Origin of the sequence: Shewanella sp. MSW, from assembly GCF_007636515.1 — a bacterium.
Lineage (GTDB): Bacteria > Pseudomonadota > Gammaproteobacteria > Enterobacterales > Shewanellaceae > Shewanella > Shewanella indica.
Map to the genome: position 1 here is coordinate 164,530 of NZ_LVDR01000003.1, position 22,380 is coordinate 186,909.

20 protein-coding genes are annotated in these 22,380 nt (G+C 54.7%); 6 read left to right on the forward strand and 14 right to left on the reverse strand.

Going from position 1 to position 22,380, the window contains the following annotated elements; translation table 11 throughout:
- Nucleotides 1-588: 588 nt before the first annotated feature.
- The 5 genes from AYI96_RS03965 to AYI96_RS03985 form a co-directional block, all read right to left on the reverse strand.
- A complete protein-coding gene (locus tag AYI96_RS03965; RefSeq protein ID WP_144361038.1) occupies nucleotides 589-1,164 on the reverse strand; it encodes an ImmA/IrrE family metallo-endopeptidase in 576 nt (191 codons plus the stop codon).
- Complete coding sequence (locus tag AYI96_RS03970) at nucleotides 1,151-1,504, reverse strand: helix-turn-helix transcriptional regulator (RefSeq protein WP_144361039.1); 354 nt, start codon at nucleotides 1,502-1,504, stop codon at nucleotides 1,151-1,153. Before AYI96_RS03970 ends, AYI96_RS03965 begins: the two co-directional genes overlap by 14 nt.
- Before the next feature lie 422 nt (nucleotides 1,505-1,926).
- A complete protein-coding gene (locus AYI96_RS03975; protein WP_234595788.1) occupies nucleotides 1,927-2,460 on the reverse strand; it encodes a hypothetical protein in 534 nt (177 codons plus the stop codon).
- A 279-nt stretch (nucleotides 2,461-2,739) separates the two neighbouring features.
- Nucleotides 2,740-3,384: a response regulator transcription factor gene (locus tag AYI96_RS03980; protein WP_052248120.1), complete on the reverse strand. Its 645-nt coding sequence runs from the start codon at nucleotides 3,382-3,384 to the stop codon at nucleotides 2,740-2,742.
- Nucleotides 3,385-3,410: 26 nt separating this feature from the next.
- Nucleotides 3,411-5,222 carry a PhnD/SsuA/transferrin family substrate-binding protein gene (locus AYI96_RS03985; protein WP_071476834.1) on the reverse strand — a complete coding sequence of 604 codons (1,812 nt, stop codon included), beginning with the start codon at nucleotides 5,220-5,222 and terminating at the stop codon, nucleotides 3,411-3,413.
- A 214-nt stretch (nucleotides 5,223-5,436) separates the two neighbouring features.
- Here AYI96_RS03985 and dsrO point away from each other — a divergent pair, with 214 nt between their 5' ends.
- From dsrO to AYI96_RS04005, 4 genes are all read left to right on the forward strand, one after another.
- Complete coding sequence (gene dsrO, locus AYI96_RS03990; protein WP_039034479.1) at nucleotides 5,437-6,180, forward strand: sulfate reduction electron transfer complex DsrMKJOP subunit DsrO; 744 nt, start codon at nucleotides 5,437-5,439, stop codon at nucleotides 6,178-6,180.
- The gene (gene nrfD, locus AYI96_RS03995) at nucleotides 6,170-7,243 is read left to right on the forward strand and encodes an NrfD/PsrC family molybdoenzyme membrane anchor subunit (protein WP_039034478.1); all 1,074 of its coding nucleotides are present in this window, start codon (nucleotides 6,170-6,172) and stop codon (nucleotides 7,241-7,243) included. Before dsrO ends, nrfD begins: the two co-directional genes overlap by 11 nt.
- Nucleotides 7,243-10,353 (forward strand): tetrathionate reductase subunit A, encoded by a 3,111-nt coding sequence (locus AYI96_RS04000; protein ID WP_144361040.1) that lies wholly within the window; start codon nucleotides 7,243-7,245, stop codon nucleotides 10,351-10,353. Before nrfD ends, AYI96_RS04000 begins: the two co-directional genes overlap by 1 nt.
- A 179-nt stretch (nucleotides 10,354-10,532) precedes the next feature.
- Nucleotides 10,533-11,000, forward strand: a complete 468-nt coding sequence (locus AYI96_RS04005; RefSeq protein WP_039034476.1) for a chemotaxis protein CheX — start codon at nucleotides 10,533-10,535, stop codon at nucleotides 10,998-11,000.
- A gap of 58 nt (nucleotides 11,001-11,058) precedes the next feature.
- On the opposite strand, the gene alr is transcribed toward AYI96_RS04005, so the two are convergent.
- Both alr and dnaB read right to left on the reverse strand, forming a co-directional pair.
- Complete coding sequence (gene alr / locus AYI96_RS04010) at nucleotides 11,059-12,135, reverse strand: alanine racemase (RefSeq protein WP_025009347.1); 1,077 nt, start codon at nucleotides 12,133-12,135, stop codon at nucleotides 11,059-11,061.
- A 68-nt stretch (nucleotides 12,136-12,203) separates the two neighbouring features.
- On the reverse strand, nucleotides 12,204-13,610 hold the full coding sequence (dnaB, locus tag AYI96_RS04015; RefSeq protein ID WP_039034474.1) for a replicative DNA helicase: 1,407 nt from the start codon (nucleotides 13,608-13,610) through the stop codon (nucleotides 12,204-12,206).
- Nucleotides 13,611-13,740: 130 nt separating this feature from the next.
- Here dnaB and AYI96_RS04020 point away from each other — a divergent pair, with 130 nt between their 5' ends.
- On the forward strand, nucleotides 13,741-15,942 hold the full coding sequence (locus AYI96_RS04020; RefSeq protein WP_144361041.1) for a S46 family peptidase: 2,202 nt from the start codon (nucleotides 13,741-13,743) through the stop codon (nucleotides 15,940-15,942).
- Between the two features lie 296 nt (nucleotides 15,943-16,238).
- Here AYI96_RS04020 and rplI read toward each other — a convergent pair whose 3' ends face one another.
- The 4 genes from rplI to rpsF are packed head-to-tail and all read right to left on the reverse strand — an operon-like array spanning nucleotide 16,239 to nucleotide 17,676.
- Nucleotides 16,239-16,691, reverse strand: coding sequence for a 50S ribosomal protein L9 (gene rplI, locus AYI96_RS04025; protein WP_025009345.1), 453 nt, complete (start codon nucleotides 16,689-16,691; stop codon nucleotides 16,239-16,241).
- Between the two features lie 30 nt (nucleotides 16,692-16,721).
- The gene (gene rpsR, locus AYI96_RS04030) at nucleotides 16,722-16,949 is read right to left on the reverse strand and encodes a 30S ribosomal protein S18 (protein WP_025009344.1); all 228 of its coding nucleotides are present in this window, start codon (nucleotides 16,947-16,949) and stop codon (nucleotides 16,722-16,724) included.
- Nucleotides 16,950-16,960: 11 nt separating this feature from the next.
- Nucleotides 16,961-17,266 (reverse strand): primosomal replication protein N, encoded by a 306-nt coding sequence (gene priB, locus AYI96_RS04035; protein ID WP_028779665.1) that lies wholly within the window; start codon nucleotides 17,264-17,266, stop codon nucleotides 16,961-16,963.
- 8 nt (nucleotides 17,267-17,274) lie between these two features.
- Nucleotides 17,275-17,676 carry a 30S ribosomal protein S6 gene (gene rpsF, locus AYI96_RS04040; protein WP_025009342.1) on the reverse strand — a complete coding sequence of 134 codons (402 nt, stop codon included), beginning with the start codon at nucleotides 17,674-17,676 and terminating at the stop codon, nucleotides 17,275-17,277.
- A gap of 205 nt (nucleotides 17,677-17,881) precedes the next feature.
- On the opposite strand from rpsF, the gene AYI96_RS04045 reads away from it, so the two are divergent.
- Entirely contained in the window at nucleotides 17,882-18,625 is a 744-nt protein-coding gene (locus AYI96_RS04045) for a YdiY family protein (protein WP_039034472.1), read from the forward strand.
- A gap of 26 nt (nucleotides 18,626-18,651) precedes the next feature.
- On the opposite strand, the gene AYI96_RS20240 is transcribed toward AYI96_RS04045, so the two are convergent.
- The 3 genes from AYI96_RS20240 to rnr are packed head-to-tail and all read right to left on the reverse strand — an operon-like array spanning nucleotide 18,652 to nucleotide 22,380.
- Nucleotides 18,652-19,218: a hypothetical protein gene (locus AYI96_RS20240; protein WP_162206925.1), complete on the reverse strand. Its 567-nt coding sequence runs from the start codon at nucleotides 19,216-19,218 to the stop codon at nucleotides 18,652-18,654.
- 9 nt (nucleotides 19,219-19,227) lie between these two features.
- Nucleotides 19,228-19,965 carry a 23S rRNA (guanosine(2251)-2'-O)-methyltransferase RlmB gene (rlmB, locus tag AYI96_RS04055; RefSeq protein ID WP_039034471.1) on the reverse strand — a complete coding sequence of 246 codons (738 nt, stop codon included), beginning with the start codon at nucleotides 19,963-19,965 and terminating at the stop codon, nucleotides 19,228-19,230.
- Nucleotides 19,966-22,380 (reverse strand): ribonuclease R, encoded by a 2,415-nt coding sequence (gene rnr / locus AYI96_RS04060; RefSeq protein ID WP_144361042.1) that lies wholly within the window; start codon nucleotides 22,378-22,380, stop codon nucleotides 19,966-19,968.

A 22,380-nucleotide genomic window follows, 5' to 3' on the forward strand; every position in this document is an offset into this window, starting at 1 on the left:
ACAGTGAGAGTCAAGTCCAAAGGGAAAATAGTATACAGCGACACCCGGACTTTTGGCAAAAATGCAGCAGCCGAGGCTTGGGGCTGAACAAAAGGAGGCGGTCCCTTATGCCCGCTTCCTGCATCAAATGGATCAAGCCAAAAATAGGGCTAAGTGACATAACCAAATGGAAAGGCTCTTACCATAAGCTCTATATAATACTAAGGCTTCCACAATCTGATGCAGACAGTGGAAGCCTTATCGGTCAACTCTTACATTGATGATTCTGCGGAATTACTAGGCATTTCTTACCCTGTTTAGGGTAAATCTTTTTGCCATTCTTACCCGTCACGTGGGTAACAAATGTAATTTCGCAAGAGCTTTTGCACTTCGGACAGTATCCCATCTTCATGACAGACTCCTATGAAAATTGTGAGAGTTCCGTCAAGAAATAAAGTTGCATCATTCGCCCACAAGGAACTATAATCAGCTCGTTTTGTTTTACCCATGAGTTCGCCCTCTGGTTAAAAGACACGTTAGTTGTGATTACGCCAATAATCAAAAACTAACCCCCGGTAACCCTATCCTTTGGATAGGGTTTCTCATATTTTATATGAGATTTTCTTTCTTAAATCTGTCATAGATATAGCCAGCAGCTTCAAAACTAACTCCAAATAATTTGCTTATATCTCTTGGTGTCATAGAGCTTTCAACCATCCTAGAGTCTACTAAAAACTCACTAGCAAATGCATTCGCTTGCCACTCTGCGTCTTCAGTAAAATGATGAAATGATACTGACTGGGAACGAGCAAACATAGGATTTATATTTTGGTGTAAAAGTATATGTCCAAGCTCGTGAGCAAGAGTAAACCTATCCCTAGCCTGGCCTGCAAGAGCATTGTTATACACTGTTTCCCTACATTTTATACATTTCTTATCAGGGTACGAAACTGCGTACTCATTTGGCAGCTCGTGCTGTTCCACTAACTGGAACTCAATTTGACCAGTATCCCGCAACCTATCCAACAACTCGGCTATGGGTACTTCAGTTTTGTTGAACCTAGGAAAGCTTGATAAAATATCCCTAACTCCATGGGCTAACTGGCGAATCTCTGCAATTTCAAGCCTAGGAACTTTGTTACATAATTTTCGATGTTTTGACCGTCCATTTCTATTTTCTGTCATTGTTCAAAAGATCCTGTACCGACTGCAACTGTTCATTGGATAGCTCAGTAAATGCACGAGCAAACATCACCATAGTTTCTCGTTGTTTATCATTTGCTGGTTTCAAGTCCATTTTCATTGATGGTTGTGATATATCGGCAAGATGCTGAACGTCGATCTCAGGCGAAAACTTGTACATGTTCTTAATTTTTTGAACAATACTATCCTGGATTGTTCTATTACCTAGCTCCATCGCCGAAAGCTGAGCTGCACTAACCCCGAGAGTATCAGCCATATCTTTTAGAATTAAATCATTTTCAACTCTGATAGTTCTCAGAAATTTTCCAAATGCTGTAACCATACTCCACCCTCACTTAACACTCATCGTTGAGCGTTAGACATATTAAAACACATCGAAGCCACGGATTCTACAAAATTTGTAGAATATCTACCGCTTTTTTGAAAAACGAAATGGAGTTAAGGATTTAATCCTTTAAAACAACAATTTATAATTAATCACTATTCTTTGTTAATCTGAACTGGATTGATCTCAGTTTGGAATCGAGCATGCTTTTCCAGCATAAAGGACTCACCGCGATACTCAATACAGGGGGTATACAACTGTGTACCACACTTCGTCATTACAGCTTGAACAGGCATGCTGCCACATTTTGGGATTTGAGTGGATGACTCTTGACCCTGGTATCACTCGCATATAGCAGCGCTTACAGTGCTCACACACCATTTCTACCAGATCAGCTGATATTGGTTTTCGCCTCTGCATTATAAGTTCTTCAGTTCTTCTTTTAACGCCGATATCTGCCGGTCAATAGAAGTCACCCTGGAGTCAGCGGCCTGAGATATTGCAGCCATTTCCTGAGCCAGGCTTTGTTCCCAGTTAGCGCCGGCTAAATTGTTGGCAGCATAGTTTCGACTGTGCTGCAGCTGCTTGATACGTTGATCCCTATCCTTAAACACCTGGCGTCTGTCGTTCTCAAGCTTATCAATCTTCCGCTGTATGTCCTGCCCTTTAACATAGCTGTCAATGTCATCACGCAGGCCAGAGAGGTTTTCGGCTCCTGTTGATTCCTGCCGACTAACAACACTGCCGACATTGCCTAGATCCAGTTCTTCTGATTCAGCAGCGCACGGATCCTGAGAGAAGATCACCTTCCCGTCAATCTCACATTTAAACACCGCAGCCTGAGAGCAGGGCACCAAGAATAGTGCCGATAGCAAGATGATTTTCCCGTCCATAGATCCACCTATTATCTGACCAATAGATAATAACATCAGCTTAACAAGCTGGGTACCCATGAACAAAGACCATCAGCAGTCAGGTACCCAATAGGCACCCATAAAAAACACAAACCCTCATACAGACTGGCTTACAGCTTGATATCGCACCAATCCAGCATGGGAGCAATGGAAAAACGGCGGTTGGCATCGATAGGGCTTGGCATTCACAGATCCGGTACGCAAAAAATGGGCCGCTATTTTACCCTCTGCGGCCATAAAACGACAGCCGCAGATAAATCCCGCTCATAAACCCGAATCAAAGGTCATTCTGTTGCCGCCGAAGACTTTTGACCCGAGTTACTCAAACTCTGTCTCTATCCCGGCATAAATCAACAACATTTCAGCCAGCGAGCTCACCTGCATGCCCTTCATCAGGTTGGATCTGTGGATCTCCACTGTGCGCATGGCGATGCAGAGTTCGTCGGCTATCTGCTGGTTCTTATAGCCCTTGGCGATGAGATGCAATATCTCTTTCTCCCTCGGAGTCAGCGCCTGGTAGATGCCTTGCAGCTTTCGGCGCTTGGCGATTTCGGCAGAGTGACTCAGCGCCTTGGTGACCGCCTCGGCCAGGCGAGCGCCATCGGCGGGTTTTTGAAAAAAGTCCACCGCGCCGGATTTAAGTGCATCCACCGCCAGCGGCACGTCGCCATGGCCGGTGAGAAAGATCACCGCCAGCGGGCTATTACGCTCGTTGAGCAGTTGCTGCAGCTGCGCCCCACTGAGCCCTGGCATACGCATATCGAGGATCAGGCAGCCGGGCAGATCCAACAGCTGCGCCTTGAGAAAATGCTCGGCATCTTCAAAGGCCTGCACCTCAAAACCATAGCCTTCCAGCATAAACCCCAACGAGCGCCGCACCGAATCATCGTCATCCACCAGATAGACTGACTGACGCTTGTCATCGGTCGGTGAACTGTTTTGAGCAGCAAATTGTCCCGGCATTTTTCTTTCTCCTTGGCAAAACGGGTTTAAGCCAGCAACACTGTGACCAGACAACCGCCCTCAGGCGGCTGCAGCAGGCTGATGCTGCCGCCATGGCTCTCGGCGATTTCCCGGCAGATCACCAGCCCCAGCCCCAGGCCATCTGTCTTGGTACTGGTAAAGGCCTGCATCAGGCTCTTGCCATCCTGTTTAAGTCCAGGGCCATTGTCCTGCACTTCTAGCAAGAGCTTGCCGGGCTGAGATTGATAATCCAGCCGCAGCGCAATAAGGCGCTCGACCTTAGGCTCTTCAGCCAAGGCTTCGATGGCATTTTTAAGCAGATTCAACAAGAGTTGCTGCATGGCGACCGTATCCAGTTGCATGGGGCTTTCTTCGCCGACAATCTGCCAATCGACGCGGATCGATTGTTTCTCCAATTCATGCCCCAGCAGAATAAGCGTCTCGCTCAGCAAGGGGCTGAACGGCTGCAACTGTTTTTGCGGCGGGCGCTTTTTCAAAAGCCCCCTGAGCCTTTGAATGATACCGTGGGCGCGGCCCACTTCCGACTGTATCTGTTCCAGTGCCAGCGGCAACTTGTCAAGTTGCCCCTGTTGCAGCCTGACACTGGCGCCGTGGCAATAGTTGCCTATGGCCGCCAAAGGTTGGTTCAACTCATGGGCCAGACTGGCCCCCAGTTCACCGGCCACCGCCGCCCGCTGGGCATGTTCCAGCAAACTGAGGTTTTCACTCAGTTGCCGCTGGGCCTTGGCCAGTTCCCGGCCGCGGCGGCTGAAACTGTATTCGAGCCAGAAGTGATAACCGTTGAGCAGCACCAGCAGCGCCAGCAAGCTCCAGCCCCAATGACTGTGAGCCTTGAGCCACTGCAGCGCCCTTTGCCACCAAGGCGCCTGCAATGGGTGCAGGTCCAGATCCTTGAGCAGCTTATCAATGGCCAGTTGACTGACCGCCGTGGTCCACCCCAGCGAGCCGGACATTTTGGCCGCCTCACTGTCTTCCGGCAGTGCCAATAGGGCCAGGGTCAACTGCTTGGCCAGCCCTTGACTGGCACGACTGGTCTTGGCCATAGACCAGTTGGGATAGAGGCGGGTCGACACCTCGCAGGCAAACCCTGCCGGTGCCTGATTGTCCAGCACCCGATAGTGCCCGGCATCGATAAGCCCCTCCGCCGCCATCTGCTCCAACTGGCAGACTGGCACCACGGCGGCGTCTATGCTGCCATCGCGCAGGCGATAGAGCAGATTATCCAGCGGGAATCCCAAAGATTGGATCTCGGCCACATAGCTTGGCAGGTCTATCTGCTTGAGCCGCGCTTCATACACCAAGGTCAGGTAGCCGCCGAAGGCCTGGGTCGAGACTATCCCCAGGCGCTTGTTCCTGAGATCTTGCAGATGTTGCAGGCTGGACTCGCTTCTTACCACCAGCGCCGAACCCACCTGCATCGGCTCACCGGCATTGAGGCGGCTCTTGAGGGTTGCCAGCCAGCTTAAGGAATACTGCCGCGCCAACAGCACAGATTGGCCCGGATTGGTGATCACAAAGTCCAGCTCCTGAGCGGCCACCGCCTGCGACAGCTGCTCCAGCGTCAAGGGGTGCAGGCGAAAGTAATATCCCGGGATCTGCTGCTCGAGCCAATTCATGGTGGGTTGCCAACGGTTAATGCTGTCGCTGTAGCCCCGGGTAGCCAACACACCTATATCCACCACGGCCTTATCGGTCAGCGCTCCGCTTGTCATAGCTGGGCCTGATACCGGCAAAGGCTCAGTCGCTGCCGCAGCTGACGACCAATGGCCGAGCAGTACAGCCGCAAACAGATAACACAGCAGATACAGGATTCTCATCTCTTGGTTTTAGCTCCGGTTAGGAAATGTTGCGGCCACAAGCGGCAGGGGCAACATCAGTCTGCCCGCCATTCTAGCCTCAATTTCTTGCGCTGGATCAATAGCAGCCCCGATATGTGGAAAACCACTATAGAGACCAGGGGCGCCAGTTGCCGAGAATACAGGCAACAGGAGCCCGGTGGGTTTCCAATCACCGCAAGACTCAGGAGTCTGTATGGACAAGAGTAAACGTCAACTACTGGGGCAAATCGCCGCCATCAGCGCCGGAGCTGCGTTTTTGCCCGTCGCCCAGGCATCGACCGCCAAGCCCCAGGCAACCAGTGGCAAACGCTATGGCATGCTGATCGATCTGCGCCGCTGCGTCGGTTGCCAGGCTTGTACTGTCGCCTGCACCATAGAAAATCAACCCCCACTGGGGCAGTTTCGTACCACAGTCAACCAGTATGAAGTGACCCAAGGGCAGGAAAGCGCCTTTATGATGCTGCCCAGGCTCTGCAATCACTGCGAAAACCCACCCTGCATCCCGGTTTGCCCCACAGGCGCCACATTCCAGCGCCAGGACGGCATAGTGGTAGTCGACAGCCACTGGTGTGTCGGCTGCGGTTACTGTGTCCAGGCCTGTCCCTACGATGCGCGCTTTATCAACCATGACACCAACACCGCCGACAAGTGCACCTTCTGCGCCCATCGGCTGGAAGCGGGCTTGCTACCGGCCTGCGTCGAAACCTGTGTCGGTGAGGCCAGGATCATCGGCGATCTCAACGATCCCGGCAGCCAAATCAGTCGCATGCTGGCCGAGCACAGAGACGAGATCAAGGTACTCAAGCCCTCGGCCGAAACCTCGCCCTGCGTATTCTATCTGGGGATGACAGCCGCATTTGAAGAAAGGATCCGCGGCGAAGCGCCGGTTCGCAGCCTGATGACCGCCACTGGAGAGGAGTTGCACCATGGACATTAAAGAGATCTTGACCCCGGATATCGCCATCACCTGGTTACCCTGGGCGGTGCAATACTTCTTTATGATGGGACTGGCCTATTCCGCAGTGTGGATTGCGGCGCTGACCATTATCCGCCCCGGCGCCAAGGATAAGCGCCTGCTGACACTCTGTGGCAGCCTGATCCTCAGCACAGCCATAGTGGCACCTGTGGCACTCTTGGCCGATCTGCACCAACCCGCCCGCGCCTGGCACTTCTATATGCAGCTCAGGCTGGATTCCTGGATGTGGTATGGCGCCTGGTTACTACCGCTATTTATGGCAGCGGCGCTGGCCTTTGCCTACCTCTTGCTGCGCCCTTCCCTTCCGACTCAGCCCAAAGATGGCTGGAGCCGCCTGGGATACTGGTTACGCCTGGGGAACTGGCAAGGCGAGCCCTGGCTCAAGCCTCTGGCCTGGGTTGCCCTGCTCAGTGGTCTGAGTATCGCCCTCTACACCGGCATGGAAACCATGGCCATCAAGGCCAGGCCGCTGTGGCACAGTTACTGGCTGCCGCCCCTGTTCGCCGCCAGCGCCCTGGCCGCCGGCAGCGGCATGCTAATTTGGCTCAACCGCCTGTTCAATGGTCATAAGCAGGAGACAGACAAACAGCTGCTGCTCTGGCTACGCGGTTCCTTCGCCCTGTTTGCCCTGTTGCTTATCGGCTGGGCCCTCAGTGGCGGCAACAGCGCCAATGAAGCCAGATTGCTACTCGGCGACAGCCCCAGTTGGCAGCTGGCCGCTATCTGGGTGCTGGCAACCCTGGCCTTGTTGGCGCTGCTGCTGGCCTTCAGACATCTGCCCCGCTGGGCCTTGCTGTTTGGCAGCTTTGCCGCCATCCACCTGGCTTGGGGCTTTCGCTGGCTGGTGCTTATCCAGGCGCAGACGGATCCCAAGTATGGCGCCGGCACCTACTTCTATGAACTGCCCTGGGGCCCACAGGGGCTGCTGGGGATCCTGGGTACCTTTGGCCTTTGGCTGGCCCTGATCACCCTGATTTCCGAACTGATACGTCAGTCTGCCACCGGACTGAAAGGAGCCGCATAATGGACAAGAGTAAACGCCGTTTTATCAAAGGGGCTGCCATCACAGGTGGTACCGGACTATTTGTTGCAGGCTACAGCCACACCCTAACCCAGCTGGGCAAGGGCCTGGTCAATGGCAGCTCGGGCAAAAATACCCAAGAAGCGATTCATGGCAACTCGCTGGCACCTGAACTCAAGGTCGACCTGAATAGCGGCCAACTGAGCGCCAATGACAACCAGCGTCTGGCCAATACCATGTGTTTCGGCTGCTGGACCAAATGCGGGGTGCGGGCCCGTATCGATAATGAAACCGACAGCATTATCCGTATCAACGGTAATCCTTATCATCCGCTGTCGGCCCGTGAACACCTGGACTTTGACACCCCGGTGCGCGATGCCCTGGTGGCCACCAGCGCCTGGCAAGAACAGGGGCTTGCCGGGCGTTCCACCGCCTGCGCCCGCGGCAACGCCATGCTGGAGTTATTGGACAGCCCCTATCGGGTAACACGCTGCCTGAAACGGGTCGGCCCCAGAGGTTCGGGCCAGTGGCAGAGCATAGCATTCGAGCAGTTGCTCAAGGAGGTTGTCGAAGGTGGCGATCTGTTTGGTGAAGGCCATGTGGATGGACTCAGGGCGATTCGCGATCTCAACACGCCTTTGGATCCCGCCAACCCTGAATATGGCCCCAAGGCCAATCAGCTATTGGTCAGCAACGCCTCGGATGAGGGGCGGGACACGCTGATAAAACGCTTTACCTTCAACAGCTTCGGCACCCGTAACTTTGCCAACCACGGCTCTTACTGTGGCTTCAGCTATCGGGCCGGTGCCGGCGCCTTGCTGGACGATCTGAAAAAGTACGCCCACTTGAAACCGGACTGGGATCATGCCGAGTTCTTGTTGTTCATCGGCACTTCACCGCAGCAATCCGGCAACCCCTTCAAGCGCCAAGCGCGGCAAATGGCCAATGCCAGGGTCAACAACCGCAACTTCAGCTATGTTGTGGTTTCGCCCATGCTGCCCAACACCTCCAATCTGGCGTCGGCGCCGGACAATGTCTGGTTGCCAATCCGCCCGGCCACAGACGCCTCGCTGGCGATGGCGATGCTGCGCTGGATCATCGACAATCAGCGCTACAGCGCCGAGTTTCTCAGCGCTCCCAATGTCAAGGCCGCCAAAGCCGCCGGTTTCCGCGGTTTCAGTAATGCCGGTTTCCTGGTGCATTCAGACCAGGCGCATCCGAGATACGGCCAGTATCTGCACGCCAGCGAATTGGGTTTGGCCTTCAGCGGCAAACCCTTCGGCGATGAAGACCCCTTGCTGGTGCTGGACGCCGTCAGCGGTGAACCTATGGCCGCCGAGGCCTGCACTAAGGCGCAGCTCGAAGTGGACCACAGACTCACAGGCCCAAATGGCCAGAGCCTGGCCTGCAAGAGCAGTTTCAGCCTGCTGGCCGAATCGGCCCGGCTCAAGACATTGGCGCAATACAGCGCCGAATGCGATGTGCCGGTCGATGAGATTGAAGCCCTGGCCAACAAATTCACCAGCCATGGCAGCAAGGCGGCGGTGATCAGCCACGGCGGCACCATGAGCAGTGATGGCTTCTATACCGCCTGGGCCATCATGATGCTCAACGCCATGATAGGCAATATCAACCAAAAGGGCGGCGCGCTGGCCAAGGGCGGTACTTTCCCCCCCTTCGGCAAAGGCCCACGCTACAATCTGGCCGAGTTTGACGGCATGGTGCAGCCCAAGGGAGTATTCCTGTCGCGCTCCCGTTTCCCCTATGAAAAAAGCTCGGAATACAAGCGCAAGCAGCAGGCCGGCGAGTCGCCCTACCCGGCAAAGGAGCCCTGGTTCCCGATCTCGGCGCCCATGTTGAGCGAGCATCTAACCGCGGCGGTCAACGGTTACCCTTATTCGCTCAAGGCCTGGATCAACCATATGGGCAACCCTGTCTATGGTCAGGCCGGGCTCGGCGCCGCCATAGGCGATAAACTCAAAGATCCCAAGGTGCTGCCGCTGTTTATCAGTATCGATAGCTTTATCAACGAAACCACGGCGTTATCCGACTATATAGTGCCGGACACCCTCACCTATGAGTCCTGGGGCTGGACCTCGGCCTGGCAGGGCACCATGACCAAGATAGCCACCGGCCGCTGGCCGATAGTCAAACCCAGGGTGGAGCACACGGTAGATGGCGATCCCGTGTGCATGGAAAGCTTTCTTACCCGGATTGCCATGGCGCTGGCCTTGCCCGGCTTCGGTGAAAATGCGGTGCTGGCCCATGATGGCACACGCCACCCGCTGACTCGCGCCGCCGACTTTTCTCTCTACGGCGCCGCCAACGTCGCCTGGTTGGGAGAAAAAGTCCCCGCCATAGGCAAGGAAGATCTCTATTGGTCCGGGGTTGCCAGGATCATTCCCGAACTCAAGGCTCGTCTCGGTGAAGAGGAAGCATCAAGAGTGGCTTATCTCTATGCCCGCGGTGGCCGTTTCGAATCGATGAACAAGGCCAGGGACGCTGAGGGCAACCCCACCAAGGTCTGGCCCAAGCCTATGATGTTGTGGAACCCTCAGGTGGGTAGTCGCCGTCACTCCCAGAGCGGCGAGTTTCTCAGTGGCTGTCCGCGCAGTTATGGTCAACGCCTGGCCGATGGCACAGACCTCAGGCAAGCCTTCGACCGCCAGTCCTGGCCCATGTTGCTGTCGAGTTACAAGTCACACACCATGAGCTCTATGAGTATCGGCTCTGACAGGCTCAGACAGGTGCACCCCAATAATCCGGTGCGGATCAATAAAGACACGGCCCAAAGATTGGGGATAGCCACGGGGGATACAGTGAAAATCAGCACCCCCAACGGCAGTGTGCTGGCACTGGTGGAATGCGTCGCCGGCGTGCATCCCGAGTGTATCGCCATCGAACACGGCTTTGGTCACAAGGAGCTCGGCGCGCGGGCATTCAGCATAGATGACAAGCAGGTTGCCGCCAACCCGCTGATCCGTGCCGGGGTTAACCTCAACGATCTCGCCGTACTGGATCCCAGCCGCTCGGGTTCATACCCTCTGGTGGATTGGGCCAGCGGCGCCTCGGCCCGCCAAGGGCTGCCGGCCAAAATCGAAAAAGTCTCCTGAAGCTCGTTCTGTGCCCGGTTTTTATGCCGGGCACTGTTTTTCCGGGCAAGAAATCGCCACAGAGCCCAAGCCATTGTTCTAAGCTAATAAGAGTGTGATCCAGTGGGCGGGAGTCAAATCGCTTATGGATTAGCCTTACACTATTCGCATCCCTTGGCAGCAAGAGGAACAAATCCGGCATGAATGTCACTTTTATCAATCCCTTTCTTCAGTCACTTCTCAATGTGATTTCCACCATGGCCAACATGCAGTTGACCCCGGGCAAGCCCAGACTCAAGACAGATAACCTGGCCAAGGGCGATGTGTCCGGACTTATCGGTATGGTGGGCCCGCAGACTAAAGGATCACTGTCGATCACCTTTGAGCAAGGGCTGATCCTGGAGATAATGCAAAATATGCTGGGAGAAAACCCCGGCAATATCAATGAAGAAGTGACAGATCTGGTGGGGGAAATCACCAACATGGTGACCGGCGGCGCCAAGAACCTGCTGTCGGACAAGGGCTACGAGTTTGAAATGGCCACCCCTGTGGTGGTTTCCGGCATAGGCCACAAGATTTCCCATCAGGCTCAGGGCAAGAAGATCATCATGCCTTTTGTCGCTCCCAAGGGCTCGGCCTACATAGAGATCTGTTTCGAAGGACAGTAATGACAAAGGGCGCCGAGGCGCCCTTTATTATTTGCCAACTCAATGGCATGATTCAAACTCAATCGAGGCAGACAGCCACTCTGGGAGTCAACTTGGTCACCAGTTCATAGGCCACGGTTTCGATATGAGCCGCCACCTCTTCCACCGGTAACGCCGGCCCCCACAAGAGGGCGTCATCACCGACCGCATCCCGGGCATCCGGCCCCAGATCCACAGTCAGCATATCCATCGACACCCTGCCAACCACAGGCACCCGGCGACCATTAATCAGCACAGGCGTGCCCTCGGGGGCATTGCGGGGATAACCATCACCATAACCTATAGCCACCACCCCGAGGCGGGTATCCCTTGATGAACGCCAAAAACTCCCGTAGCCCACGCTCTCTCCGGCCTTGTGCTCGCGCACGGCTATCAGCTGTGACACCAGACTCATGGCCGGTTGCAGGTCGTGATTGGCGCCTCTGTCACCGACCACAGGCGACACCCCATAGAGGGCGATACCCGGGCGGATCCAGTTTTGTTGGCTGCTGGGCCAATAGAGGGCACCGGCCGAGTTGGCCAGACTACGGTCGCCATCCAACCCGGCGGTGAGCTGGTTGAAATGCTCCAACTGCTTGCGGGTATAGTCATTGTCCGGCTCATCGGCGCAGGCGAAATGGGTCATCAGATTGATGGGCTTGGCCACTTGCGGGCAATCCAGCAGCCGCTGATACACCTCGCTAAACTCGTCGCTGCGAAAACCCAATCTGTGCATGCCGCTGTCGACCTTGAGCCACACAGTTACCGGCTTATCCAGCTTGGCCTGCTCCAGCATCTGCAACTGCGACTCATGATGCACCACGGTGTCTATGTCATGCTTAACCAGTAGAGGCAACTCAGTACTGCGAAAAAAACCTTCGAGCAACAACAGCTTGGCCGTTACACCACCGGCCCTGAGCTCCAACGCTTCTTCGAGCCGCGCCAGACCGAAGCCGTCGGCACTACTCAGGCTCTTGGCCACGTTCAGTGAGCCGTGGCCATAGCCGTTGGCCTTGACGACAGCAATAACTTTGCTGGCGGGCGCGATCTCACGCAGCCTGGCCAGATTATGTTGCAGCGCCCGGCTGCTAATCTCTGCTCTGGGAAAGGGTTTCAAAGCTTACCTTCAATCTTGGATTGGATGGCGCGCTCTCTGGCCGCGCCGGGAAAACCGTCCGCAGAGGTTTAGTCCTCTTCAAATTGCGGACCGGCGTAATTGTCAAAGCGGGAGAACATCCCCTGGAAAGTCAGCCTGACCCGGCCTATGGGGCCGTTACGTTGCTTACCTATGATGATCTCTGCCGTGCCTTTATCGGGCGAATCGTCGTTATACACCTCGTCACGATAAATAAACATGATAAGGTCCGCATCCTGCTCGATAGAGCCGGATTCACGCAAGTCAGAGTTCACCGGGCGTTTATCGGCCCTTTGCTCCAATGAGCGGTTCAGCTGCGACAGGGCGATCACCGGGATCTCCAGCTCCTTGGCCAGGGCCTTGAGCGAGCGGGAGATTTCAGCAATTTCCAGGGTCCGGTTATCGGCCAATGCCGGCACCTGCATCAGCTGCAGGTAGTCGACCATGATCATGGACAGACCACCGTATTCCCGGGCGATACGCCTGGCCCTGCTGCGCACTTCGGTCGGTGTCAGGCCCGAGCTGTCATCGATATACATCTTGCCCTGCTCGAGCATGATCCCCATGGTGGATGACACCCGCGCCCAATCATCATCATCCAGCTGGCCGGTACGTATCTTGGTCTGGTCCACCCGGCCAAGCGACGCCAACATACGCATCATGATCTGTTCCGAGGGCATCTCGAGACTGAAGATAAGAACTGGCTTGTCTTCATTGAGCGCCGCATATTCACAAAGGTTCATCGCAAAGGTGGTCTTACCCATGGAAGGACGGGCCGCGACAATAACCAGGTCACCGGACTGGAAACCTGCGGTCATCTTATCCAGATCGGAGAAGCCGCTGGATACCCCGGTCACACCGTTGTGCGGGTTGTTGTAGAGCTGCTCAATCTTGTCGACCGTTTTTTCGAGGATGCTCTTAATCCCCTCCGGGCCCTCGTTGGCGTTGGCACGCTGCTCGGCTATCTTGAACACCTTGGTTTCGGCCAAGTCCAGCAAAGCACCTGAGTCCCGCCCCTCAGGATTATAACCTGCGTCGGCAATCTCATGTGCTACCCGGATCATCTCCCGCACCACAGCACGCTCGCGCACGATTTCGGCGTAGGAGAGAATGTTACCGGCGCTGGGGGTATTCTTGGCGATTTCCCCCAGATAGGTAAAACCACCGGCATCTTCCAGCTCGTCAGTCAGCTCCAGTTGTTCTGAAACCGTAATCAAATCTATGGGTTGGCCGTTTTCAACCAGCTTTTGCATGGCACTGAAAATCAGCCTGTGGGAACGGGAGTAAAAGTCTTCTCTGACCACGGCCTCGGACACCTTGTCCCAGGCCTCTGCATCCAGCATTAGTCCCCCGAGCACGGATTGCTCCGCCTCAATGGAGTGGGGGGGCAGCTTGAGCGCGTCAACCTGGACGTCTCTTCGCTTATCTTTGGCCTTAAAGGCACCTTGCTGTTGCATAAATCTCCAACTCTCCAACAATCAGGCAAAATGTGATATAAAACCCGGTTCAATCAGAACAGGAATTTTACACCTACAATCACCTGTTTTTCATATCCAAACGGACACTAACAATAAATAAGGAATGAACATGCGCAATGCATTGGCTGCAGCCTTGGCGCTGACCTCCGGCCTCGCCATAGCCGATGAAGGGCAGTGGCAACCTTACCAAATGCCCTCTATTGCCGACAAGCTCAGTGAGCGCGGCATCGCCATCCCGGCAGAGCAACTGGCCGATCTAGGAAAGTACCCCATGAACGCCGTGGTGGGCCTCGGCTATTGTACCGCCAGTTTCGTCTCACCCCAAGGATTGGTTGTCACCAACCATCACTGTGCCTATCGGGGTATCCAATACAACAGCACCAAAGAACACAACTATCTGGCCGACGGCTTTTTGGCCAAAGAACAACGCCTGGAGCCTTCGGCCGGTCCCAACGAGCGCCTCTATGTCACCGAGGCGGTCACAGATGTCACAGATAAGATAACGGCCAACCTGCCGAGCGAGCCACTGGCGCGTTATGAAGCCATCCAGGCCAACAGCAAGGCGCTGGTCAAAGAGTGTGAAGCCGACGACAACTACCGCTGCTCAGTACGTAGTTTCCACAATGGACTTGAATACTACCTGATCAAACAGCTGATTATTCGCGATGTGCGCCTGGTTTATGCGCCACCCGAGAGTGTTGGCGGTTTCGGTGGCGACATAGATAACTATGAATACCCTCGTCACAGCGGCGACTTTACCTTCCTCAGGGCTTATGTCGGCAAGGATGGCAAACCGGCAGCCTATGCCGAGGATAACGTGCCTTATCAGCCCAAGAGCTTCCTCAAGGTCAATGCCGATGGCGTTAAGGCCGGTGATGGCGTGTTTGTGGCCGGTTACCCGGGTTCAACCAGCCGCTACCGCCTGACCTCAGAGCTGAGATTCGCCAGCGACTGGCTCTATCCGACCCAAGCCGCCCGCTATCAGGCCAAAATCGACACCATTGAGGGCATGGGCGCTTCCGACAAGGATATCGCCATCAAGTATGCCGGGACTCTGGCCGGCATGGCCAACCGGATGAAAAAACTCAACGGCTTATTGGATGGCTTCCACGCCACTGACATCGCCGCCATCAAGCAGGTCGAGGAAAATGCCTTCCGCGACTGGCTGGCCAAAGATAAAGACGCACAGCCGCTGATGGCGCAACTAAGTGAGCTCGAACAACTGCTGGCCGAGCAACAGCACAAGTATCAGCAGAGCTACTATTTTGACAACGCTCAATCCAGTGCCTTGCTCAGCGCCGCCAAGCAGCTTTATCGCCTGGCCAAAGAAAACCAAAAACCCGATGCCGAGCGCGAAGCGGGTTATCAAGAGCGTGACATGAAGATGTTCGCCGCCCGTCTCAAGCGACTTGACTCCAGCTTCGATATCAGCGTCGACAAGACACTGTGGCAGATGGATATCGACGCCTACCTGGCGCAGGATAACCGGGTCGCCGTGATGGATCAGTTGCTGACACCCGAGCAAGGTATCAGCCTGGGCGACAAGCTCGAAGGCATGTATGCCCTGACCGAGCTGACCGACCCAGAAAAACGCCTCGACTGGATGCTGGCCAAGCCGGAAGCCTTCGAGAGCAGCAGCGATCCCTTCATTCGCATGGCAGTAGCCCTGTACGACACCAATATGGCGCAGGAAAAAGCCGACAAGGAACTGGCCGGTAAGCTGTCCATCGCCCGCCCCGCCTACATGAAGGCGATCATTGCCTATAACAAGGCCATGGGTAAGCCTGTCTATCCGGATGCCAACGGCACCTTAAGGATCAGCTATGGTATGGTCGATGGCTATCAGTCCCGTGATGCGCTCTACAAGCAACCCTTTACCAAGCTGGAAGGGATAGTCGCCAAGCACACAGGTGTCGAGCCCTACAATGCACCGCAGAAGCTGCTGGATGCCATCAAGCAGGGACGACTGGGCGAGCATAAGGTGCAGCACTTGTATCAGGATCCTCGCAGCTGGTTGTGCCGCCTGTTCTCCTGCCTGGATAACCCCGCCGAGTTCAACTCTGTACCGGTTAACTTTCTCTCCAGCGTAGATACCACAGGAGGCAATTCAGGCTCCCCCGTGTTTAACGGCAAGGGCGAGCTGGTTGGCCTCAACTTTGACTCCACCTATGAAGCCATCACCAAAGATTGGTACTTCAACCCCACCATCACCCGCGCCGTGCACGTGGATATCCGCTACATTCTGTGGATGATGGATGAAGTGGATCATGCCGACAACCTGCTCAAAGAGCTGGAACTGGTGCGCAACTGATAGCCACTAATCTGCAATACCCCTGAAAACACCCGCCCCGGCGGGTGTTTTCGTCTCTGTAGTCATCGGCAATCAAGTCAACAGAGGTTCTACCAAAGATAACAAATCTTCAATCAATGCCGCTGTAATAGCGACGTGAACAAGCGACTATATAGTAGTGAAGGTGTGCTGGTAATAGATGCTTGATTTGGGCATTCGCAGGCAAAGAAGAAAGGGGGGCCCCCGAGGCACTCAGCGACCAAACAGGCATAAAAAAACACCGCCCGAAGGCGGTGTTTTTCTGGTAAAAGCCGGGATTAAGCTTCAGCAACAACAGTTACTTTAACTACAGCTTTTACTTCAGTGTGCAGCTGAACTTCAACTTCGAAGTCGCCAGTAGTGCGCAGAGCGCCCAGTGGCAGACGTACTTCGGCTTTGGCCAGTTCAACGCCGGCAGCAGTTACTGCATCAGCGATGTCACGGGTACCGATAGAACCGAACAGCTTGCCTTCGTCACCGGCTTTAGAAGCGATAACAACCGCTTCCAGAGCAGAGATCTGCTCTGCACGAGCAGTGGCAGCGGCCAGGTCGGCAGCCAGTTTGGCTTCCAGCTCAGCACGACGAGCTTCGAAAACTTTTACGTTCTCAGCGTTGGCAACAACAGCTTTGCCTTTTGGCAGCAGGTAGTTACGAGCGTAACCGGCCTTAACTGATACCTGGTCACCCAGGTTGCCCAGGTTTGCGATTTTATCAAGCAGAATAACGTTCATTATCAATTCCTCTAGCTAGAACAGTGCCGATTACTGATGCAGATCAGTGTATGGCAGCAGTGACAGATAACGAGCACGCTTGATAGCGCGAGCCAGTTGACGCTGATACTTGGCAGAAGTACCAGTGATACGGCTTGGAACAATCTTACCGCTTTCTGTGATGTAGTTTTTCAGAGTAGCGATATCTTTGTAATCGATCTCCGTAACACCTTCAGCAGTGAAACGGCAGAACTTACGACGACGGAAATAACGTGCCATTTGACAGTCTCCTAATTTTTCAATTCGACATTTTCGGCGTGTAACACCAGTCGGCTTTGGCCATTGCGACTCTGTTGTAGAGCCAGAAAACCACTGACTTGGATATCCACACCCGCTTTCAGCTTGTCTGCTACGCTCTTGAAGCGTTCACCACTCAATATCACTTGAAGTTGGCAGTAGACGTTTCTGGGCAAATCGGCCTCGAAACGCTGCGACCTGTGTTCCAGTTGAAGTACCGTGTGAGGTATTCCAGCCGGGCTATCAAAGTGTCTGGACCGAATGACGGTACCGGACAACACCAAGTGATTGGTGGTCACAGAAAAACTTACTCAGCGCTTGCTTCAGCGTTTTCTTGGGTTTCTTCAGCAGCTTTTTCGCTAACGGCGCTGCGACGTGAATCGCGCTCGTCTTTAGCTTTGGCCATTGGAGATGCTTCAGTGATGGCAGCTTTAGTGCGCATCACCAGGCTACGCAGAACGGCGTCGTTGAAACGGAAAGCAGTTTCCAGCTCTTCAACAGACTCTGCAGTAGTCTCAACGTTCATCAGAACATAGTGAGCCTTGTGCAGATCCTGGATTGGGTAAGCCAGTTGGCGACGACCCCAGTCTTCCAAACGATGGATTTGACCGCCAGCTTCGGTGATAACACCTGTGTAGCGCTCAATCATACCTGGTACTTGTTCACTCTGATCAGGGTGAACCATAAATACGATTTCGTAATGACGCATTTAGTGCTCCTTACGGTTATCTAGCCTCGTGGTTGGCTCAGTCAGACCAAATGGAGGCAAGGAACGAAAATTAATGTGACTGAATTAGGCGCGAAATAGTACATAAAGGCCGCGGTAAACTCAAGCAATAACTTTGCCTCGGCCCCATCAGCAGGTATTATGTGACGCTAAATTTATGGCAGTGACAGCAAAAGACACAAGAATAATGACAAGATCCTCTGTATTGGCGTTATTGTTTGCGCTACCGACTTCGGCGTGGGCCTTGGTGCCTCCGGATTATCGCGAGCCTCCGAGCGACTTCACCGCAGAAATTGAGGCCGGCTTTCAGCTCAACACTGGTAACACAGACTCAAGCAGTTTCAATGGTCGCACCAAGTTGGTTTACGACACGGAAAACGCCAAACAGGAAGGAACCCTCAAGGCCTATTTCGCCTCTGACTCTGAAAAAACCACTGCCGAGAAGTACAATCTGCAACTGCAGTCCAACTACAAACTCAACGGCGGCTATATCTTCGGCCGCGGCGAATTTATCTGGGACAAGTTCGGTTCTTACACAGAAATTTATACCGCGTCCAGTGGTTATGGTTTCGATGCCATCAGTACCCGTCGTACCAAGTTGAGCTTCGAAGTCGGCCCGGGTTACCGATACAACATGCCCAAGGAAACCGATGCCGCTCCGGACCCTGTGGCCGAAAAGGATGTGATCCTGCGAACCGCGGCTAAGTTCGAGCAGAAAATCCACGAATACACTAGTTTCACTGCCGACCTGACCGCCGAGGTGGGCGAAAACAACAACACCCTGGCGCTGGACATGGGCTATAAAAATACCCTGTTTCAGGACTGGGCCTTCAAAATAGGCTTTAACGTCAAATATACAGAAGTGGTGCCGGAAGGCAGTAGACAGACAGATACCATCACCACCTTCAACCTGCTCTATACCTTTCAGTAACTCCCTCGCTTGAAGAGCTCTTTCAACTAAAGAGCTCCAAGAAAACACTCCAGGATTAACGCTGAACGCTTGTCACCGCGCTCAAGCGCCTGCAGATAGCGATAGATGGCGGTTTCATGCCGCTCCAATAGACGAAAGGCAGCGCCGTACTCAGAGTTGATCTCGGCATCATCCGCCCACTTGGCATATTTTTGCTGGTAAGGTTCAACCCAGAGGCTTAGCGCCGCAAGCAGCTCATGCCAGGGAAGCTTAAGCCAACTGTCCACTTCTTTCTGCGCTTGCATGCGCACTTGCTCCAACAATGCCTCGTCCAGACTAGTCAGTTCAGGCAGCAGTTTCAGCAAAGCCTTGGCAGTATATTGCTCCACCTTGAACAGTAGAGAAAACACGGCTTGGCTTTCAGTTAAGTGGATTTCTGTTAACTGACTTGCTGTTAACTGGCTCTCAGTTGCCTGAAAATGATAATCCCGGCCGAGGTGCTCGAAGAACGTCATACCATAGATTTCACCCAGATAGGCTTGTTGCAGTTGTATAGGATACGGACCGGTACGGCTATAAAGCTCACCGCCCGTATTCCAAAGAGAGCTAGTCATGCTCGGCAGTTAGAGGCGCTGACGAACGGCTTCGAACAGACAGATGCCGGTCGCCACCGACACGTTCAGACTGGAAACACTGCCCGCCATAGGAATAGAGATCAGGGTGTCGCAGCTTTCACGGCTCAGGCGTCTCAGTCCCTTGCCTTCGGCGCCCATAGCAATGGCCAGAGCTCCCTTGAGGTCTGCCTGAAACAGGGTGCTGTCGGCCTCGCCTGCAGTGCCGGCAATCCACACACCCCGTTCCTGCAAACGCTTCATGGTACGCGCCAGGTTGGTCACTTGAAACAGCGGCACTGTCTCGGCCGCGCCGCAAGCCACCTTGCTGACGGTCGGCGTCAGTCCCACGGAGTTGTCTTTAGGCACTATGACGCCGTGAACCCCAGCCGCATCGGCATTTCGCAGACAGGCCCCCAGATTGTGGGGATCTGTGACGCCATCCAGGATCAGTAAAAATGGCGAGTCTGTGTTGTCCAGCAGGGCTTCCAGATCGTTTTCGGTCAAGACCTTGGCCGGACGTACCCGGATGATGATCCCTTGATGCTGAGAGCTTTCGGCCTTGTCATCCAGTGTTTTGCGGGATGCCTGCTGGGGGCGAATGCCCCACTGAGCCGCCATCTCCAACAAGGGCTTGATCCTGTCATCCTGACGACCACTGAGCAGCCACATTTCCAATACCCGCTCCGGAGCGTGTTTCAGCAAAGACTCGACCGCGTGAATGCCAAACACCAGTTCCTGTTTTTTCATTTACTTCTTTCTCTTGACTCGTTTGGCTGCCTTGGGCTTTTTCGCCCCGGCGTTGCCGGCAGCCTTGGTTGATTTGCTCTTGGCGGATGCGCCTGTGGACTTAGACTTGGCGCTCCCTTTACCTGCCGGTTTCTGTGCCTTGGCCGAGCGGCGGGCTCCTTCAATATTGACCCTTTCCCGAGCGGTCAGCGGCTTACTCTTGCTGCGGCCTTTGCGGCGCTGGCTGCGGCCCTCTTCGTCCACCATCAGCAAGTCTATCTGTCTGTCGTCCAGATTGACCGAGGCGACTTTAACTGTCACAGGATCGCCAATCTGGTAGATCTGCCCTGAGTGCTCACCTATCAGGCGCTGGCGCATGGGATCATACTGGAAGTAGTCGCTGCCCAGGGTAGAGATATGCACCAAGCCGTCGATAAACAGCGCATTGAGGCGCACAAACAGCCCGAAGCTGGTGACGGAAGCCACCACCGCATCGAAGGTGTCACCCACATGGTCCTGCATAAACTCACACTTGAGCCAGTCGGAGACGTCACGGGTGGCTTCATCGGCGCGGCGCTCAGTGTTGGAACACTCTTCGCCAAGCTGATCCAGCTCATCGAGCTGATAGTGATAGCCGCCGTCCGGGGTCCACTTATCGCTCGCTTCGCCACGCTCTTTGGCGAGCAGGTAACGGATCACCCTGTGCAACACCAAGTCAGGATAACGGCGAATGGGCGACGTAAAGTGAGAATACTCCTCCAACGCCAGACCAAAGTGGCCTTCATTGTCCGGTGTGTAAGTCGCCTGGCGCATGGAGCGCAGCAACATCACCTGAATGAGTTCGGCATCGGCGCGCCCCTGTACTTTTTCCATCAGCGCCTGGTAGTCACTGGGTTCGGGTTCGAGACCGCCGCCCATGGAGAGCCCCCGCTCAGCCAGAAACTCCTTGAACTGAGTCAGCTTCTGCTCGGATGGCGCTTCATGCACCCGATAAAGGACTTCACCCTTGTGCTTTTTAACAAACTTGGCCGCCGCCACGTTGGCGAGGATCATACACTCTTCAATGATCTTGTGCGCCTGATTACGGGCTCTGGGCACTATCTTGTCTATCTTGCGCTGCTCATTGAAGATGAACTGGGTTTCCAGCGTCTCAAAGGCGATGGCGCCACGGTTGGCCCGCTGGCTATCGAGCGCCAGATACAATTCCTGCAACACCTTGAGATGCGGCAATAAAGGCTTATGCTCTTCCAGGCCTTCTTCGCCTTCCAGCATGGCCGCCACCTGGGTATAGGTGAAGCGGGCGTGGGAATGCATCACCGCCGGATAGAACTTGTAGCCGGATAACTTACCCGCCGCCGATACTGTCATCTCGGCCACCATACAGAGGCGGTCGACTCCCGGATTCAGGGAGCACAGGCCGTTGGAGAGCTTTTCCGGCAACATGGGGATCACCTGTGACGGGAAGTACACAGAGTTGCCTCGGGCACGGGCTTCTTGATCCAGTGCCGATTGAGTACGTACATAATAGCTGACATCGGCAATGGCCACCCACAGGCGCCAACCGCCGCCGCGCTTGCACTCGGCATAGACGGCATCGTCAAAGTCGCGGGCATCTTCACCGTCTATGGTGACCAAGGGCAGTTGTCGCAGGTCAACCCGACCTAACTTATCTTGTTCCTGCACTTCATCGGGGATCTTGTTCAGTTTCTTCTCGATGGCGGCAGACCAGGTATGGGGCAGATCATAGTTGCGTAGGGCAATCTCTATCTCCATTCCCGGAGCCATCTCTTTACCCAGCACCTCGACCACCTTACCGGCGGCTTTGACATAGCGCCCCGGCCTGCGAGTAAGCTCTACCACCACCACATCACCCTGACGGGCACCGTTGCGATCGGCGTTGTCTATCAATATTTCCTGGGTAATACGCTTATCATTGGCGATAACAAAGGCCATGCCGCAATCGACATGGAAACGCCCCACCAAGGCGGCGGTTCGCTCGGCGACCAGGCGCACTATGCGGGCTTCGCGGCGTCCCTTGCGATCAACCCCGGCCTTCTGCGCCAACACCTTGTCGCCATGGAAGTACCTGAGCATATCGCCATGGTTGATAAACAGGTCATCGCCGCCTTCGTCGGGACGGAAGAAGCCATAGCCATCTCTGTGGCCCAGCACTGTGCCCTGGATCAAGTCCATCCGCTCCGGCAGGCCATAACACTGGCCGCGGGTAAATACCAGCTGACCATCGCGCTCCATGGCACGCAGCCGACGCCGCAGCGCCTCGAGTTGTTCTTCGTCAGAGATGTTGAGGGCCGTGGCGATCCGCTCACGATTCAGGGGAGAGGTCTGCGAGCGCAGATATTCCAATATAAATTCCCGGCTGGGAATGGGGTTGTCGTACTTATCTTGTTCTCGCTCAAAATGAGGATCTTTTATCAT

Bases quoted from the DNA above. Each gene is read 5' to 3' on its own strand.
- rpsR (WP_025009344.1), bottom strand. From the start codon at position 16,949: ATGGCACGTTATTTCCGTCGTCGTAAGTTCTGCCGTTTCACTGCTGAA.
- AYI96_RS04020 (WP_144361041.1), top strand. From the start codon at position 13,741: ATGCGCAATGCATTGGCTGCAGCCTTGGCGCTGACCTCCGGCCTCGCC.
- AYI96_RS20240 (WP_162206925.1), bottom strand. From the start codon at position 19,218: ATGACTAGCTCTCTTTGGAATACGGGCGGTGAGCTTTATAGCCGTACC.
- AYI96_RS03975 (WP_234595788.1), bottom strand. From the start codon at position 2,460: ATGGGTACCCAGCTTGTTAAGCTGATGTTATTATCTATTGGTCAGATA.
- AYI96_RS04045 (WP_039034472.1), top strand. From the start codon at position 17,882: ATGACAAGATCCTCTGTATTGGCGTTATTGTTTGCGCTACCGACTTCG.
- AYI96_RS03985 (WP_071476834.1), bottom strand. From the start codon at position 5,222: ATGAGAATCCTGTATCTGCTGTGTTATCTGTTTGCGGCTGTACTGCTC.
- rlmB (WP_039034471.1), bottom strand. From the start codon at position 19,965: ATGAAAAAACAGGAACTGGTGTTTGGCATTCACGCGGTCGAGTCTTTG.
- rplI (WP_025009345.1), bottom strand. From the start codon at position 16,691: ATGAACGTTATTCTGCTTGATAAAATCGCAAACCTGGGCAACCTGGGT.
- AYI96_RS04000 (WP_144361040.1), top strand. From the start codon at position 7,243: ATGGACAAGAGTAAACGCCGTTTTATCAAAGGGGCTGCCATCACAGGT.
- AYI96_RS04005 (WP_039034476.1), top strand. From the start codon at position 10,533: ATGAATGTCACTTTTATCAATCCCTTTCTTCAGTCACTTCTCAATGTG.
- rpsF (WP_025009342.1), bottom strand. From the start codon at position 17,676: ATGCGTCATTACGAAATCGTATTTATGGTTCACCCTGATCAGAGTGAA.
- AYI96_RS03965 (WP_144361038.1), bottom strand. From the start codon at position 1,164: ATGACAGAAAATAGAAATGGACGGTCAAAACATCGAAAATTATGTAAC.
- AYI96_RS03980 (WP_052248120.1), bottom strand. From the start codon at position 3,384: ATGCCGGGACAATTTGCTGCTCAAAACAGTTCACCGACCGATGACAAG.
- nrfD (WP_039034478.1), top strand. From the start codon at position 6,170: ATGGACATTAAAGAGATCTTGACCCCGGATATCGCCATCACCTGGTTA.
- rnr (WP_144361042.1), bottom strand. From the start codon at position 22,380: ATGATAAAAGATCCTCATTTTGAGCGAGAACAAGATAAGTACGACAAC.
- AYI96_RS03970 (WP_144361039.1), bottom strand. From the start codon at position 1,504: ATGGTTACAGCATTTGGAAAATTTCTGAGAACTATCAGAGTTGAAAAT.
- dsrO (WP_039034479.1), top strand. From the start codon at position 5,437: ATGGACAAGAGTAAACGTCAACTACTGGGGCAAATCGCCGCCATCAGC.
- dnaB (WP_039034474.1), bottom strand. From the start codon at position 13,610: ATGCAACAGCAAGGTGCCTTTAAGGCCAAAGATAAGCGAAGAGACGTC.